Raw genomic sequence first — 14,450 nt, 5'->3', positions numbered from 1 at the left:
TAAGGCGTGCAGCTGACCGGTACTAATAAGCCGAGGGCTTGACCTTAACATGATGATATGCAGGTAGCTTGTCTCTCCGCTTCCATTCTACATTGTTCGGTTTTGAGGGTGCTGGCACCCTGATGATGGCGTATGCGCCTTTAGCTCAGTTGGTAGAGCAACTGACTCTTAATCAGTGGGTCCCGGGTTCGAATCCCTGAAGGCGCACCAAACGGCCCGTTGGTCAAGCGGCTAAGACGGCGGCCTCTCACGCCGCAAACGTGGGTTCGATTCCCGCACGGGTCACCATCATTTTTTCCTTGACAGCGTGTTAAGAATTGAATATAATAGCTTACTGTTGAGAAAGACGGTAAGGAGAGAAAAGTTCTCTGAAGTTTTCTTTGCTTACTTTCTTTTTCGAAAGAAAGTAAGTTGGTGCTGATTGCGGCGAGGGTCCACCCGTTCCCATCCCGAACACGGAAGTTAAGCTCGCCTGCGCCGAAGATACTCGCCTGGAGACGGGCTGGAAAAATAGGTAGCGCCAACATCAGAAGGTCTGGTCTGACCAGACCAGACCTTCTTCATATTCCTCAATAGCTCAGTTGGTAGAGCATGCGGCTGTTAACCGCAGGGTCGTTGGTTCGAGTCCAACTTGGGGAGCCAAACATGCGGCTTGCCGCCACGCCGTCGTGACGGCAAGCCATTTATTTTTCCGTTGGACGGTATGGGCCTTTAGCTCAGTTGGTTAGAGCAGCCGGCTCATAACCGGCCGGTCCACGGTTCGAGCCCGTGAAGGCCCACCACATAGGGGTATAGCTCAGCTGGTAGAGCATCGGTCTCCAAAACCGAGTGCCGAGGGTTCGAATCCTTCTGCCCCTGCCAGATAGCAAAACAGCCTCAGCTGTCTTTGATATAAATAGATGGCGCGGTAGTTCAGTTGGTTAGAACGCCGGCCTGTCACGCCGGAGGTCGAGGGTTCAAGTCCCTTCCGCGTCGCCATCTGCTGCTATAGCTCAGTCGGTAGAGCGCATCCTTGGTAAGGATGAGGTCCCCAGTTCAAATCTGGGTAGCAGCTCCAAAAATCCTCGAAAACTGCGGTTTTCGGGGATTTTTTATTGCAAAAAGTTGCTTTACGGGTTGGCCAAAAATTTCTGACCCACACCGTGACCCACACGCGGAAATGAGACAACGGAACCAATGGACGCAAGAGCGCCGGACAGGAAGTTTGCCCTCCCGTCCGGCGTATTTTTCTTTCTGCTTTTAGCGAACCTGTTCCATAAAGCTGCCCATAGTGGCGGCTGCCTCGTCCTGCTTCTGCCGGGTGGCGTGGGTGTAGGTCCGCAGGGTAAACCCTGCATCGAAGTGGCCCAGCATGCTGGATACGGTTTTCACATCTACGCCGTTTTGCAGCGCCGTGGTTGCAAAAGTGTGCCGGAGATCGTGGAACCTGATATGCTCCAGTCCGGCGTCCTTCAGGATCTTCTTATGTAGGTTGACTACCGAGTCCGGGTGGTACATCTCGCCGGTGAGGGGAGAGGGGAACAGGTAGGGGTTCTCCGGGTGCTTGCCGTGTTCCTGGAGCAGCAGTTCCACCGCTGCCTGGGGGATGGACACCAGCCGTACCGAGTTCTCCGTCTTGGGCCGGGTCAGCTCCAGGGAGCCGTCCGGGTTGCGGACATACTGCCGGCTCACCGAGATGGTTCTGCTTTGGATGTCCACATCCTCCCACCGCAGGGCCACCAGCTCCCCCTTCCGCAGGCCGCTGGCCAATTCCAGATAGAACATGGGCAGGAGCCCTCGCGCTTGGGCGGCCTCCAGATAGGCGTGGATGTGCTCCGGCGGCAGGATTTTCATGTCCAGCTTCCGGGGCTTGGGCACGATGCAGTCCTCACTGGGGTTGCGGGGGATCAGCCGCTCCTTCACTGCCCGATCCAGGGCACAGTGGAGCATCAGGTGGACGCTGCGGACGGTGGTGGTGCTGAGCCCCTTGTTCTGATTCTTTCCGATGTGTATTCTGCCGCCCTCCAATAACTCTTTGTAGAGCTTCTGCAGGTGCCGGGTGGTCAGTTTCTTCAGCTTGACGTTCCCGATGTGCGGAATGGTGTAGCTCTCGATGATCAGCTCGTAGCGATTGGCTGTCGCGGTGCGGACGTTGGGCTTGGCGTAGAGCTCATACCAGGTCCGCAGCCAGGTGGCTACGGTGTAGTCCTCAGAGCGAGTTACATCGATGCCCTTGACCTCCTCCAGCGCCGCCTTGAGCTTCTCCTTGACCTCCGCCTGGGTTTTACCCAGTACGTTCTTGATGATCCGCTTGCCGGTTTTGGCATCGTATCCAGCGGTATATCGGCCCTCCCAGCGCCCGTCCTTCCGCTTGCGGATGTTCCCTTCGCCGTTGGCCCGTTTCTTTGCCATGATGATCGCCTCCTTTGCAGCAACACAACATACCACACCTTCTCGTGGATAGCCATACCAAAAGCTCAGAGTTATCAAACTGTTTTCAATTCGCCCAAGAGGAGATCTCTTTGTCAACGGTGTATTACTTTCCACCCGGGGAGAAAGCCGTTCTCTTTGTTTTATAGCGGCGCAGAATTTGAGTGGGCAATCCCTAAAGAAGCCAGTCTCCGCACCGAATTTTAGTGCGGAGACTGGGGCTTTTATCAGCCCATCTGCTGTCCTTGTTCGTGGTCATCGGCCTTGTGGCCCAGGGCGATCTTCTTTCTCTGCTCCCTGGCCAGGGCTTTCCGATCGCCGTGTTGACGGAGCACGGTGGCGTCTATGACTTCCTCCTCAGTGCCCTCCAGCCTGGCCAGCAGGTGGAGGACGTCCTCGGTCACATCAGCAGCCGGCAGACTAGAATGCTGATCACCAGGGCTGCCGCCGCGGAACTCAGGATGGTGCGGGCCGCCCAGCTCCGGAAGGTGCGCATCAGCTTCTCGCCATCCCCCCGTAGCTCCCGGGCCTGCTCGGAGAGCTGCCTCATAAATTCTTCGCGCCGATTCCCATCCTGTTTCTGTTGCTCTTTCATTTCCGAGACCGTCCGGCGCAGTTCCCGGCAGGTCTCCCGATGGATCTTGTCGACCTGCTCCAGCCAGTCCACCAGCTGTGCCGCTGTGGCCAGCGGCTCCAGGCTCTCCCTGGTGGCCAGGGTGTCCATCCCGGCCCGGATGCGCTCCTGGAGCGACAGGGTTTTCCGCAGGACATCCTCCAGCCGCTCCACTGTCTGGGGAGGCATGGTATAGAGGACGTTGGGCTGCTGGTCTATCAAGGTGGGCGGCTCGGCGAACACCCTCTGCCGCTGTTTCAGCATGTCCAGCGCACTGTTGCGCTGCATGCTGCCGGATTCGGAATTCATGCTCCATCTTCTCCTTTCTGAATTTTTCCTCGTGCAGCCGGTCGTCCCGGCACCTCATCCCGGTGGGGGTGGTGTAGGTGATACTCTTGCGACCTTCCTCCCAGCGTACCCGGTAGCCCCGCCGCTCCATCTCCCGGATGAATTCCTCCTGGCTGCCGGCCAGCTCCATGACCGCCTCCACGGTGGTGATGAGCTGGAACTTCCAGCTCTTCCCCCGCACCGCGGCCCGGTACTCCCCGGTGCGTAGCCCCTTGGTGCGCCGGTTCTGCCGATACGGCTTGAGGGTGGACAGACCGTGCTCCAGACAGAGCTGGTCGCTGACCGCCCTCATCTGCTCCAGGGTTTTGGGCGTGAAGTGGAGTTTCTTTCCGGTGTCCGGGTGGACAGAGTTGACCACGAAGTGGGAGTGGGGATGTTCCGCATCCACATGGGTGGCCACCAGCACCTCACAGCCGGGGAAGAACCGCTCCGCCAGCTCCAGGGCGATCTGGTGGGCCTCCGCCGGAATCACATTTTCCTGCGGAGAGAAGGACTGGACGTAGTGGTAAAAGAACGTGCCGCTGGCCTTGCCGTACAGATTCTTGGTGGCCATGAAGCTCTGCTGGGCCACCTCTGCGCCGCAGTTGACGCCGGAGAGATACTTCCGCCCGTCCAGATCCACCGTCTTTTTCTCCTGGGAGACGTAGCGGAGCACCCGGCCCATGGCGCCGGCGGTCTGCTTACTCTCTTTGATGAAGCTGCATGTCGCCACAGGAGATCACCCCGTCTTTCTCTGTCAGCAGGCAGTTCACCGCCTCATAGGTTTTAGCCAAGGCCGCAGTGAGCTCCTGCAGGTACACCGTCTGCACCCGGCCGCTGTGGGCCAGTACCGTCAGCTGGTTCAGGTTCCGGCCCCAGCCCCGCAGCTCCGCCAGGATGGGTTTGAGCTCCTCCACCACGCAGATGGGTTCCTCCAGTGCGACCTGGAGCAGATACGCCTGCTGGCTCAGGCCGGATCTGCGTACCTTCGTGTTAATCTGCCGTCGTTCCGCATTGGTCACCCGGAAAGCAACCACCTGATTTCTTGTCCTCTCTGCCATGAATTTCACCTCCGAAAAAGATCTGGTATGGCGTGTCCCCATCGCTGGGAAGCACACCATACCAGATCTTTTCGTGGATAGCCAGTGTAACCGGCCACTGTTATCAGATTGTTATCAATTAGCCCAGTGGAGTGGCCCCGACGGGAAAGTGGGTGCGGGCTTCTGCCCGCAAAATGCGTTTGGCGGCCGCTCGCGGCAAGCCAAATGCTCTGCTTGCCCCACCCGAGGGTGGGTAAAACCGTGCCCTCCAACCGCCCCCAGAAGCCTGGGGAGGGGCAGTGACTCTGCCCCTCCCCTGATCGAGACACGCAGGGGCTACAAAGGCGCACACGGACCGTTTGTGGGCTGGAGTTCGGAGTATACTTTAGGTACTGCCTTTGGTGTGCTCCTGCACCCAACGGATGAACTGCTCCTTTGGCACGACTATCCGGCTGCCTACCTTCAGCACCGGGAAGTCCGGCTCGTGCATCAGCTCGTATCCGCTGGATGGGGACACACCCAGCACCTGTGCCACCATTTTCGCGCTGAGGAACAGCGGTAGTTCGTCATAGCTCTTGTACTCTGGCGTGATCACTGCGCAGGCACCCCCTTTTGAGAGGGAACCGCCGCGTGCATCCGCTGGTTTTGCAGTTCCAGACCTTCCAGCTGAGTGCGGTAGTAGGCGTTGACTATCTCGTGGAATGGACGGATGGTGTACATCAAATGCCCATTCATGGGCCGCCCGTCTTTTGCGCGCATGGTGGTGTACGCTGTCGCAATAAGTCCTCGCTCCTCCAGCTTGGCCACATACTTGCGCACGGTGTTCTCACTCATGCCCACCGCTTTCCCGATGTTCTGATAGCTGGGCCAGCACTGATGGGTCCTGCGGTCCTCCAGATACTTCAGATAGCAGTAGACCGCCAGCTCTCCATGCGCCAGCCCCAGCAGAAAGATCTCATTGGGGAGTGAGAAAAAGTGTGTGAATTTCACCTGCTTGTTCCATCTCTGGAAGCGCAATGTTCACCTGTTCCCTTTCCCGGCGGAGCAGTCACTCCGCCGCAGCTGTTGTGGATACTTCTCCTTGCCGCCGGCCATACGGCAAACTCGTGATTGACTTTTTCCTCTTTGCGATGTAGACTAATTAAAATAAAATTATCTTAATTAGACTATATTTAGCATAACAGGTTTTGCGCCTACTGTCAAGTCTGATAAAAGATTGCACCTAACGTTCAGTCTATTGGAGTGATGTACCATGCCGGACTATATATTCAAGACGTATCTCGCTGACGGCAGGGAATATTTCCTCTATGGGGAGACGGGGGACAGCCGGACACCGCTCACAAAAAAAGACTTCCCGTTCCCGGAAAGCCTGCTGCGGTTATTGTATCTGGACATCTGGGACTATGACGGACAGATCAAGCGGTTTGACAAGCTGCTTAGGGAGCTGTACCGCACCAGGGAGGAGAGCTGTGCCCGGCAGCTTCTTCCGCTGCTGGACGAGCTGGCGGACAGCCACATCTACTTCCAGCTGCTCCGCCTGGAGTGGCGGGCGCGGCTCCGGGAGGCCCGGAGGCGGAGCTACGAGAATATCCTTGACCTGCTGCCCCACAAGGAGATCACCCACATCCCCAGCAACGTCTACACGATACAAAACCAGGTGCTGGGCCTGATCCAGGAGGCACTGGACATGGACGGACGCAAGGGCTCTCTGGACAAAAAGCTGGAGGACTACTACGCCCAGGGAGAGCGCGACCCGCTGAAGGTGTTCCACTTCCGCCCCCAGCTTGTGGATTTTGAGCGGGCGGAGGGCCGGGGCTTTCTGGAAGTTCTGCATCCCGAAAGCATCTACGACCTCATTGACTTCAGCGTGCGGGAGTGCCTCAAGCGGGAGATCAAAATGCGGATGTGCAAGAACTGCGGCCACTGGTTCGCCCTCACCGGCCGGCCAAACGCGGAATACTGCGAGGTGACCCGGGACAGCAAGGGCCGCACCTGCAAGGAGATCGGCGCCATCGTTCTCTGGAACAGAAACAAGAGCGGGGACGAGGTGTTCAAGGTCTACCGCAGAGAGTACAAAAAACGCTTCGCCTGGATCAAGGCCAAGCGGATCGATCCGGCGGTGTTCTACGAGTGGAGCGCCAGGGCCCGGGAGAAAAAAGACGCCTGTGAGCGGGGCGAGCTGACCCTGGAGGAGTTCCAGGCGTGGCTGAAGCTGTCATGAGAAGCGGGGAGCCTGGGTTGACCAAACAGTCAGCCCAGGCTCTATTGCTTCTATGCGGAGCAGATTTGACGCTTACCCATAAAATTTCCGCAAATGCCAATGAGGGTTAAAAATGCCCTTCACGCACAAATTTTACGATTTGGGACGCAGATTTTCCGGAAAGACCGAGCTCAACTGCGGTTCTGCCCTTAGATGCCCAGTCTTCGCCATGGATGACCCCTACTAAAGTAATAAGTGCGTCTGTAACGGGAGTGGGAACTCCAATTTGTGCGGCAATAGAAGACCAGCATACCAGGTCAACTGGTACGTCCTCGGTGAGATAACGATCAAAAATCGAGTTTGGGCCCGCAATAGAAGTAAGCGCATAGCAACCGTGTCCCATCGCGTAGAGATCTTCCCACTTCAATTTACCTTGAACACCAGCGAAATCTTCAAGGGCATGTAAATCGTCATAGCCCAAGGCCTTCCCTAGTTGGAGCCGCTCCTCATTAAGGTGCAGGTCGATTTTAATACCAGAAGGCGTAAAGCCGTGCTCATAAAGGAAAAAATTTGTATCTGGTTTTTCGATATTGCTCAAATTTACTAGGCAGGCGCCCGGATGAACACATGGGTTAATCAAGCTCAAGGAACACTCAAGCACATCCTTATAGAGCTTAGGGAATGCATAAAATTCACTATAGATCTCATCATAGTATTTCTCTGCCACGGATGCGGGGAAAAAGGCGATGCCGCCCAGGTGACGTTCAAAAAGCTGTATTCTTCCGGGAGCAATTACACGTGTGCTAAATGGAGGAAGGTCAGTATCTGCAAAGATGGGACAGTTAGGGTCATCTCCCCAAATTTTCTTGTACACAAGGGATGCCAGACATGCATTAAAGGTGAATACCACCTGACTGGCTGTTGTGTGACCTTTGAGAAGTTTGGCATATTCTACATGGCGATATCCAGGTACTGCAATGCAGATATAGTCTGCACCTGTTACCGCTTTGTCAATATCAGTTGTTACTAAATCTAACGTAGCCTGTCCTACCAGTTCCCCCACAGATTCCAGCTTCGGGCTTTCCAGTAGGTTGTTGATGCGATCTCCTAAATATTCAGGTGCGTACAGACGAACCACATGTCCGTTCAACTTTAGGTCAATTGCCAGTGTCTGCGCAATATTTCCAGTTCCAAGAATCGCAATTGTTTTCATCGCAGTAATCCTTTCATCTAAGTCCCAAATCGATTTCGTGTTCCCGGCGATACCAAAGTCTTGTGCCGCCAAAGGCCGAAGCTGTACAGGAATACAAAACGGAATTGGGAGTCATCTAAAATGCCAAAGGAATGGACTTACTCTACCAGCATGCCGTTGGCCTTGTCCTGATGTTTGACGTAAAAATAGCGCACGGTACATACAGCAAACACAATAAAACCACAATAGCCAAAATAGGTCATGATATAATTAAGCAATGTCTGATATGGCACAAACAGGCAGACGAAATAGACCACGATACCAACGATAACACAAGTAATTTTATAGGCAATGGACTTATCGGTCTTTGTGAATAGAGTGATCGTCGACCACAGCAGCGGACAGATCGTGGTATAAATAGCCAAAAGAATAATAATGGCAAATGTGGTGCTCATGATGGTGCTGGCGGCGCCAAAAATTTTACTGGCCAGCAATAGATTCGGGATGGCATAAGTGGCAGATTCTTGGATATTCCCCATGTGGTCAAGGCCGAGCAACAAACATGCGCAGACATAAAAGATACATTCAACAAGTAAAATAATGGTGGTATACTTAAATTTATATTCCCGAAGTTCATAACTCAAGTTTCCCACATAAGCCGTAGGAAGTAATAAACAACACCCGCCAAAAGAGATGCCGGCAAGCAGCGGTGTGGCCCCGGCACGTGTAACTTCCACTGCACCGCTGTTAACCGCCATGTTCCCCTCATTAATCATCGGCCAGCAGGAAAATGCAGCTATAATACCGATAAATAGTGAAAAAATGGCAATCACTGGGCCAATCTTCCCAATGATGTCAACCATTTTATTTAGCCCCAATACAGCGCTCCCCACAGAGATGATAATCGCAACAGCTAAACCAACAGGGATGGGAATTGCAGGCCACTGCTGATGCAGTGTGTTCGCAAAGCCGGAACACATAAAAAAGTAAGCACACGCAGTAAAACCCAAAGGGATGACTAACAAGATTGTTCCAAAAGCTTTTCCGCCATAAAATGTAAAAATCTCATTAATATTTCGGAGCCCCCTGCTGCGCCCGGCGTAGGCATAGGCTTTGAACCCCAAGTACATCATGATAAACGTGATAACAGCGATCATTACCGCACTAAATATTGAACCCCAACCTGAAAAATATTGAACAATTTCTTGTCCACTAGCAAACCCTGATCCAATGAGAAAAGCAATCATGGCCCCAAGCTGAGCGGCCATCTTCCCAGCACCCATTGTTTTGTTATTTTCTGACATTATACAACAAGCTCCTTCCTGCCATATTTTTACAATAGAAGGGAATGGGAAATGCCAGAATAGTCTGCTATAACGGATGTTATATACAAAATAGCGTATATCTTCATTTTTGTCAAGAGAAAAAGAAATGAGTTGCAAAAAATCTTTGTATATCCTATAATAGGAGCAACAATAAATAAGTATTGCCATATACGAAAAAGGGCTATATGCAAGCGTAGAACTAAATTTTGATGTTGTGGGGTATGTTATAATGGATTTTTCTTCTCTAGGAACAACCATAAAAAGCCGAAGATTGAAATTGGGATTAAGCTTAAGTGACCTGTCGGAGGCGACTGGAGTAAGCAAAGCTATGCTCAGTCAAATTGAACGGTCTGAATCTATACCAACACTGACTACACTATGGAAAATCTCAGATGGACTGCAGATCCGTTTTGATACATTGATTGCTGAAAGTCTTGGAATAGCAAATAAGAGATACAATGTGACATGCCTGAAAGACATAACTCCAGTTACAGACGATGGCGGGCGTATCCTTATATACTGTACTTCTCCCTTTTCCCCAATCAGTGGAACGGAGACATTTTACTGTGTTATGAAGCCGGGATGCTGTTTTTCTTCCGAAGGGCACCGCAGTGGGAAAATAGAGCATATCTTTGTATTCCAGGGAGCTATTAATATATTGATAGGTAAACAGGCGGAGTCCTACTACTTAGATGCAGGCAGCGCATTGTCTTTTGATGCCTTTGAAAAGCATGTCTACCAAAACGCCGGTGAGGAGGATGCCCTAATCTATATTGCGTTAATTCATGAATAGAATAGTCTCCAAATTGCAGAGAGTTGCTGAGACGGCAGCTCTCTGTAGTTTTAAGCTGCGATTATGACAAAGATACGCTTTAACTTGAGAGACTTTATTGTGTATTTTACCAATTCTGAACACAGAAATTTGTTATAACAAACAAAAGTATGTTATAACATACGAATGCGCTTGACAGCATCTCTAGCAATATGCTATCTTTGCAATGGGAAGGGAAATTTTTTTACGAATACGATCTGTTATAACGGATTATTTTCGCTATAACAAACTACCGGCGGGCAAATGTGTTATATCTAAACGCAAAAGAGGTGGTTAATTTTATGGACAAAACCCTTTTTTCCGAGCTGTTGGAAAAAGAGCTGTACTCAGGCCCTGGGTGTGGAGAGGCAAAGGCATTTGCTTATGCAACTGCTATGGCTCGAAAATATGCACCAGGTACGATTAAGCGTATTATGGTTGAGGGCTCCGCACTGTTTGTCATTGGCGTTCAGAGCAATATTCTCCCAAACACCGGGGGAGCACGAGGCGGTATGCTTGCCTCTGCATTAGGTGCAATCGGAGGGGAGCCGTCTCTAGGGATTGAGTTACTTAGCGGAGTAAACGAATACACAGTTCGCGCCGCCAAAGGACTTGTTTCTGCTGGAAAAGTTTCCATTAGGCTGGCGCCTGGAATTGATGTGCCCTATCCTGCGATCTATCTGCGCGCTACCGTTGAGACAGATCTGCATACGGCAAGTGTGATTTTGCGGGGAGGATATAGCAATATTGTATACATTGAACAGGATGGAGCGGTATTGATTGACAATCAGAAAGAGCAGCCTAAAACTACACAGGAATCTCTTGATTGGTCATGGCTAAATGTGGAGAGCATCTATGACTACTGCAAGACCTGCGATATTGGGGAGCTAGAGCGGTTTCGGCCACTCATCGACGAGACCCTGAAGGCAAGCCAAGATGGACTGTATCAGTCTTATGGTATGCAGGTCGGGCGAACCACACGTGAGAACATTGAAAAGGGTGCTTTGGCACAAGATGAAATCAGCTATATACTCATGTGGACAACTGCTGGAATTGACGCTCGAATGAACGGCTCGCCTTGTCCCACGGTCGGGAACGCCGGTAGCGGTAGCCAAGGGCACATTAACTGTGCTGCGCCGATTGCTTCTGGCCGGTACCGAGGGTGCGGTGAGGATGAAATCATACGCGCGGTCGCATTGGCCACCCTGCTGAATATTTACATGGACTTTTCCACCAAAAATTTTGCATACCTCTCCCCAATGTGCTACTGCGCCAGTATCGGCTCTGTGGCCGCAGCGGGTGGGGTGGCTTTCCTGCATGGCTTTTCCAAAGAGCAGCTTGTACAGGTTTTACGGACGGGTCTATGTATCATGCCTGGAGTTATCTGTGACGGGGCTAGCAAAGCGACCTGCGCTCTGCGTGTACACGCCGGGCTATCAGGAGCCCTGCAGGCGATGCTGATTGTCGAGCGGGGGCTCAGCGTGAAGGGTTATGAAGGATTCATGAACGACGAACTGCCTGTGATTTTAGAGAACCTATACCGTTTGCAGAAAGACGGAATGGCTCAGATTTACCCTGTGCTGTATCGTATTCGCGCGGAGCAAAACAATATCGTTTAATCGCCGAAAGGCAAAAATAGAAAGGAGATCTCAGCTATGAAGTATGACCAGAAATTTGTTGACATCCTCAATAAGGAGCTGGTTCCGGCTTTGGGCTGCACCGATCCCGGTGCATTTGGCCTGACAGCGGCCATTGCCCGCGATCATGCCCCTGGTGAGCTTGTCAGCATCCATGTTGAGGGGTCCGCTCTCGTGGTCGGCGGCATTCAAGGTGTGGGCATCCCACACTCCGGCGGTCGACGCGGAGGCAAGCTGTGTGCAGCTATGGGCTATTATGGCGGTGATGCAAAGCTGGGTTTGGAAGTGCTCGACTCTGTCACACCTGAAGATCTTAAGAAGGCGGAGGCTCTGGCCGCCAGCGGAAAGGTTACGCTGAGCATTGTGCCAATTCAGGACTGTCCTGCCACTACTTGGCTAAAAACCACAGTTACTACCAAGGATCATGTGGGTGTCTGTGCAGTTGCCAGTTCTCACGGAAACGTAGTGTACATTTCCGAGGACGATAAAATTCTCTTGGATACGGTGGAAGCCACAAAAGCGGCAGAGCACCTGGATGGGCTGGATCTGTCTTGGTTCACCATTGAAAATGCTTATGATTTTGCCAAAACCTATCCTATAGACAAGCTGCCCATCATCGCGCAGGCCATTGAGCTCACCAGGACGATCTGCGAAGAAGGGTTGAAAAATAACTATGGCCTTCAGATCGCAAAGACCTTAGCCGAAAATGTCAAGAATGGAACCGTATCCGATGATGAGGTAAATTACATCCTCAGATGGGCTATAGCTGGTGTGGACGCCCGCATGGGCGGTGCAGATTATGCGGCCATGTCCAATGCTGTCAGCGGAAACCAAGGGATTATGTGCACAATGTCTCCTCTCGCGGCGGGCGATTACATTAAGGCAGATGACGAAACTAAATTCAGAGGAGCAATCTTCTCCAATCTAATGAACCTTTATACCAAGTATATGACGCATGAGTTCTGTCACTATCCGCCTCAGTGTTATTGTAGCTCTATGTGTCCTGCTGCGTCTGCCGCCGGTGTAGCGTTTGTACATGGATACTCTGTGAAGGAAATCATTGACCTGATCCGCACTTCTGTCAATGTGATTGCCGGTGTCGCCTGTGACGGGGCTAAGCCTGGCTGTGCATTGAAAATGTATGTTGGCCTTTGCGGCGCGTTGCAGGCCATGTTCCTGGCCAAGAAGGGCATCACCGCACAAGCCTATGATGGGCTCTGTGACGATGATATTGGCGTTACATTCGAGAACATCTATGAGTTTCAGCGGGATTGTATGCTGCCTATGGCTGATAAAATCGCCGAAATCAACATGAAGCAGGGCGCTTTTATCTAACCCTCTATCGCTGCTGAGATCCCACCAAACTCTAGGCTGCGTCTAAACCGTTTTGCTAGGGAACGGCAAAAGCATAGACTTCTGCCGTTCCCTATTATTATACCCATCTACTACGATTAACAATTAATAGATCGATCGCTACTAAATATTATATTCTGATGCCTGAATTTCGACAAAATTCAGTTTTCTTATCCAGAATAGAGAAATGACTGCCGCTGAAACTTGGCAGATCTGCAAAGCCCTTTTATTGTTTATACCGGCGCAATTTTTGCACAAACTGGCGTTGCCGCAATGGTTGTAAAAAATCCGAGGCCATGGTATACTGACCATGAGGTGAGGTGCGTGCGATTCCAGCCGTTTGTTTTCGATCGGCAAGGCTGTCATATTTCTGTGATCATCGAACCGATGACGCAGCGAGACGCCGAGTTGACCAATGGACAGCCGCTGTGGCAGACCTCATGAACCAGCGAATTCCTGTTGGATGAGCGATTTCAGAAATATGCGGCAAGGGCTGGAGATGAATTGATTGCCCTGGGTGCCTATGAGATCCTAGAGAATGCTTTGGCGGTTCATATCGTGTATCTGGAAGCCCAGCCGGAGTCGAACCCCACCCTCGATGGAGGTCAGCCGAAATACACGTGAATCGGACGGTTGATGATCGCCTATGGGATCAAACTCTCCATTGACAACGGCTTGGCCGGGGATGTGGTGCTGGAGGCGAAAACGACAGCCCTGGCAAAGCATTACGAGCGGGATTTCGGTGCAGTGCGGCTTCCGACGTTCCAATCGTCAGCGCCCAGATACCTGATCGCGGACGAGGCCGCAAAGCGGAGCTTTTTCACTTATCTGGTTTAAGGAGGGAGGTGCCTCGTATGGACAAGAATACTAGCCGGCCGGTATCCGATGCGGAATGGTATTGTCGAAGAGACCCGGAGGAGGAGCGGTTCTATACGCTTTTCTTTCGGATGTGCCGGAAATACGATGTACACTGGGCAAGCGCAACACCGAAAGAACAGGCGTTCATCGAAGAGGTGACCCGGGTCACCTACGAGCGGGACAGGGCACAGCGCCTTGGCACCCCTTTGTCTGAGATCCGTCCATCCTTTGCCTCGTAGCTGTGCTTGACCCACACCGTGACCCACACGCCGAAAAAAACGGGCGGAATCAACGGACGAAAGAGTGCCGGAGAGTTCGGTGTTCCGGACAAAAGAGGGCACAAAAGGCACAGAAAGCAGAAAACCTCACCCTCCCAATCAGTTGGTAAGGATGAGGTCCCCAGTTCAAATCTGGGTAGCAGCTCCACAAAAACCGCTCTTTTCAGTTGAAAAGGGCGGTTTTGCTTTGCTTTTCGTGATGTTTTCGCCTGATTGAAATATGTGGTCAGGGCGTTGACCACAGAACAAGCCACAGACAGAAAAATCGGTGTCCCGGCGGTGCTGTTAGGTAGTGTCAAGGATTTTGCGCAAATTGGTTTGCAGGCTCTGGAATGAATGAAGTCAGCCAGCAATGGAGGCGTCCTCAACGGCAGCCTCCAGGTGCTTCATATTCATGTACTTTTTGT

The 14,450-nt window shown here is 52.1% G+C and carries 16 protein-coding genes, 7 tRNA genes, 1 rRNA gene and 1 pseudogene; 16 read left to right on the top strand and 9 right to left on the bottom strand.

What is annotated here, in order from left to right:
• Positions 1–134: 134 nt before the first annotated feature.
• The 8 genes from H8S57_RS16000 to H8S57_RS15965 all read left to right on the top strand — a co-directional run bounded on the left by H8S57_RS16000 (position 135) and on the right by H8S57_RS15965 (position 1,057).
• Positions 135–210: transfer RNA gene (locus H8S57_RS16000), tRNA-Lys, on the top strand.
• A 3-nt stretch (positions 211–213) separates the two neighbouring features.
• Positions 214–288, top strand: a tRNA-Glu gene (locus tag H8S57_RS15995).
• A gap of 122 nt (positions 289–410) precedes the next feature.
• Positions 411–526: ribosomal RNA gene (gene rrf, locus H8S57_RS15990) — 5S ribosomal RNA — on the top strand.
• 40 nt (positions 527–566) lie between these two features.
• Positions 567–642: transfer RNA gene (locus H8S57_RS15985), tRNA-Asn, on the top strand.
• Positions 643–705: 63 nt separating this feature from the next.
• A tRNA-Ile gene (locus tag H8S57_RS15980) sits at positions 706–782 on the top strand.
• A gap of 3 nt (positions 783–785) precedes the next feature.
• Positions 786–861 (top strand) — tRNA-Trp (locus H8S57_RS15975).
• A 40-nt stretch (positions 862–901) separates the two neighbouring features.
• Positions 902–978, top strand: a tRNA-Asp gene (locus tag H8S57_RS15970).
• A gap of 3 nt (positions 979–981) precedes the next feature.
• Positions 982–1,057, top strand: a tRNA-Thr gene (locus tag H8S57_RS15965).
• A 182-nt stretch (positions 1,058–1,239) separates the two neighbouring features.
• Here the strand turns inward: H8S57_RS15965 and H8S57_RS15960 are convergent.
• The 7 genes and pseudogenes from H8S57_RS15960 to H8S57_RS15940 form a co-directional block, all read right to left on the bottom strand.
• The gene (locus H8S57_RS15960; protein ID WP_186908976.1) at positions 1,240–2,391 is read right to left on the bottom strand and encodes a tyrosine-type recombinase/integrase; all 1,152 of its coding nucleotides are present in this window, start codon (positions 2,389–2,391) and stop codon (positions 1,240–1,242) included.
• Positions 2,392–2,636: 245 nt separating this feature from the next.
• Complete coding sequence (locus tag H8S57_RS17515; RefSeq protein WP_243204869.1) at positions 2,637–2,813, bottom strand: hypothetical protein; 177 nt, start codon at positions 2,811–2,813, stop codon at positions 2,637–2,639.
• Positions 2,810–3,331 carry a hypothetical protein gene (locus tag H8S57_RS17510; protein WP_243204868.1) on the bottom strand — a complete coding sequence of 174 codons (522 nt, stop codon included), beginning with the start codon at positions 3,329–3,331 and terminating at the stop codon, positions 2,810–2,812. The genes H8S57_RS17515 and H8S57_RS17510 overlap by 4 nt, the downstream gene beginning before the upstream one ends.
• A gap of 349 nt (positions 3,332–3,680) precedes the next feature.
• Positions 3,681–4,034, bottom strand: a pseudogene (locus H8S57_RS18265) (relaxase/mobilization nuclease domain-containing protein); the annotation flags it as partial.
• A 16-nt stretch (positions 4,035–4,050) separates the two neighbouring features.
• Complete coding sequence (locus H8S57_RS15950) at positions 4,051–4,410, bottom strand: plasmid mobilization protein (RefSeq protein WP_243204866.1); 360 nt, start codon at positions 4,408–4,410, stop codon at positions 4,051–4,053.
• A 364-nt stretch (positions 4,411–4,774) separates the two neighbouring features.
• The gene (locus H8S57_RS15945) at positions 4,775–4,984 is read right to left on the bottom strand and encodes a helix-turn-helix transcriptional regulator (protein WP_186908973.1); all 210 of its coding nucleotides are present in this window, start codon (positions 4,982–4,984) and stop codon (positions 4,775–4,777) included.
• Positions 4,981–5,379 (bottom strand): helix-turn-helix domain-containing protein, encoded by a 399-nt coding sequence (locus tag H8S57_RS15940; RefSeq protein WP_369807645.1) that lies wholly within the window; start codon positions 5,377–5,379, stop codon positions 4,981–4,983. The genes H8S57_RS15945 and H8S57_RS15940 overlap by 4 nt, the downstream gene beginning before the upstream one ends.
• 262 nt (positions 5,380–5,641) lie before the next feature.
• Here H8S57_RS15940 and H8S57_RS15935 point away from each other — a divergent pair, with 262 nt between their 5' ends.
• Positions 5,642–6,610, top strand: coding sequence for a DUF6076 domain-containing protein (locus H8S57_RS15935; RefSeq protein WP_186908971.1), 969 nt, complete (start codon positions 5,642–5,644; stop codon positions 6,608–6,610).
• 106 nt (positions 6,611–6,716) lie between these two features.
• Here the strand turns inward: H8S57_RS15935 and H8S57_RS15930 are convergent, their stop codons facing one another.
• Together H8S57_RS15930 and H8S57_RS15925 are read right to left on the bottom strand one after the other, a co-directional pair.
• Entirely contained in the window at positions 6,717–7,802 is a 1,086-nt protein-coding gene (locus tag H8S57_RS15930) for an NAD/NADP octopine/nopaline dehydrogenase family protein (RefSeq protein ID WP_186908970.1), read from the bottom strand.
• Positions 7,803–7,939: 137 nt separating this feature from the next.
• Positions 7,940–9,223: a hypothetical protein gene (locus H8S57_RS15925; RefSeq protein WP_207723837.1), complete on the bottom strand. Its 1,284-nt coding sequence runs from the start codon at positions 9,221–9,223 to the stop codon at positions 7,940–7,942.
• A 112-nt stretch (positions 9,224–9,335) separates the two neighbouring features.
• On the opposite strand from H8S57_RS15925, the gene H8S57_RS15920 reads away from it, so the two are divergent.
• From H8S57_RS15920 to H8S57_RS15890, 7 genes are all read left to right on the top strand, one after another.
• Entirely contained in the window at positions 9,336–9,899 is a 564-nt protein-coding gene (locus H8S57_RS15920) for a helix-turn-helix domain-containing protein (protein ID WP_186908968.1), read from the top strand.
• Positions 9,900–10,219: 320 nt separating this feature from the next.
• Positions 10,220–11,536: an L-serine ammonia-lyase, iron-sulfur-dependent, subunit alpha gene (locus tag H8S57_RS15915; RefSeq protein WP_186908967.1), complete on the top strand. Its 1,317-nt coding sequence runs from the start codon at positions 10,220–10,222 to the stop codon at positions 11,534–11,536.
• Between the two features lie 36 nt (positions 11,537–11,572).
• The gene (locus H8S57_RS15910) at positions 11,573–12,889 is read left to right on the top strand and encodes an L-serine ammonia-lyase, iron-sulfur-dependent, subunit alpha (protein WP_186908966.1); all 1,317 of its coding nucleotides are present in this window, start codon (positions 11,573–11,575) and stop codon (positions 12,887–12,889) included.
• 222 nt (positions 12,890–13,111) lie between these two features.
• Positions 13,112–13,351: a hypothetical protein gene (locus H8S57_RS15905; RefSeq protein WP_186908965.1), complete on the top strand. Its 240-nt coding sequence runs from the start codon at positions 13,112–13,114 to the stop codon at positions 13,349–13,351.
• 15 nt (positions 13,352–13,366) lie between these two features.
• The gene (locus H8S57_RS15900) at positions 13,367–13,531 is read left to right on the top strand and encodes a hypothetical protein (RefSeq protein ID WP_186908964.1); all 165 of its coding nucleotides are present in this window, start codon (positions 13,367–13,369) and stop codon (positions 13,529–13,531) included.
• 12 nt (positions 13,532–13,543) lie between these two features.
• Positions 13,544–13,744: a hypothetical protein gene (locus H8S57_RS15895; RefSeq protein ID WP_186908963.1), complete on the top strand. Its 201-nt coding sequence runs from the start codon at positions 13,544–13,546 to the stop codon at positions 13,742–13,744.
• Between the two features lie 17 nt (positions 13,745–13,761).
• Positions 13,762–14,004 (top strand): hypothetical protein, encoded by a 243-nt coding sequence (locus H8S57_RS15890; protein WP_186908962.1) that lies wholly within the window; start codon positions 13,762–13,764, stop codon positions 14,002–14,004.
• The last annotated feature ends 446 nt before the right edge of the window (positions 14,005–14,450 follow it).

Source organism: Lawsonibacter hominis (assembly GCF_014287895.1).
GTDB lineage: Bacteria > Bacillota > Clostridia > Oscillospirales > Oscillospiraceae > Lawsonibacter_A > Lawsonibacter_A hominis.
The sequence above is the reverse complement of the archived record's forward strand: the minus strand, read 5'-3'. Positions and strand labels throughout refer to the sequence as shown.

What these genes read in the sequence shown, in the direction of transcription:
- H8S57_RS15960 (WP_186908976.1), bottom strand. Translation starts at nt 2,391, where the DNA reads ATGGCAAAGAAACGGGCCAACGGCGAAGGGAACATCCGCAAGCGGAAG.
- H8S57_RS17510 (WP_243204868.1), bottom strand. Translation starts at nt 3,331, where the DNA reads ATGAATTCCGAATCCGGCAGCATGCAGCGCAACAGTGCGCTGGACATG.
- H8S57_RS15950 (WP_243204866.1), bottom strand. Translation starts at nt 4,410, where the DNA reads ATGGCAGAGAGGACAAGAAATCAGGTGGTTGCTTTCCGGGTGACCAAT.
- H8S57_RS15935 (WP_186908971.1), top strand. Translation starts at nt 5,642, where the DNA reads ATGCCGGACTATATATTCAAGACGTATCTCGCTGACGGCAGGGAATAT.
- H8S57_RS15930 (WP_186908970.1), bottom strand. Translation starts at nt 7,802, where the DNA reads ATGAAAACAATTGCGATTCTTGGAACTGGAAATATTGCGCAGACACTG.
- H8S57_RS15920 (WP_186908968.1), top strand. Translation starts at nt 9,336, where the DNA reads ATGGATTTTTCTTCTCTAGGAACAACCATAAAAAGCCGAAGATTGAAA.
- H8S57_RS15915 (WP_186908967.1), top strand. Translation starts at nt 10,220, where the DNA reads ATGGACAAAACCCTTTTTTCCGAGCTGTTGGAAAAAGAGCTGTACTCA.
- H8S57_RS15910 (WP_186908966.1), top strand. Translation starts at nt 11,573, where the DNA reads ATGAAGTATGACCAGAAATTTGTTGACATCCTCAATAAGGAGCTGGTT.
- H8S57_RS15895 (WP_186908963.1), top strand. Translation starts at nt 13,544, where the DNA reads ATGATCGCCTATGGGATCAAACTCTCCATTGACAACGGCTTGGCCGGG.
- H8S57_RS15890 (WP_186908962.1), top strand. Translation starts at nt 13,762, where the DNA reads ATGGACAAGAATACTAGCCGGCCGGTATCCGATGCGGAATGGTATTGT.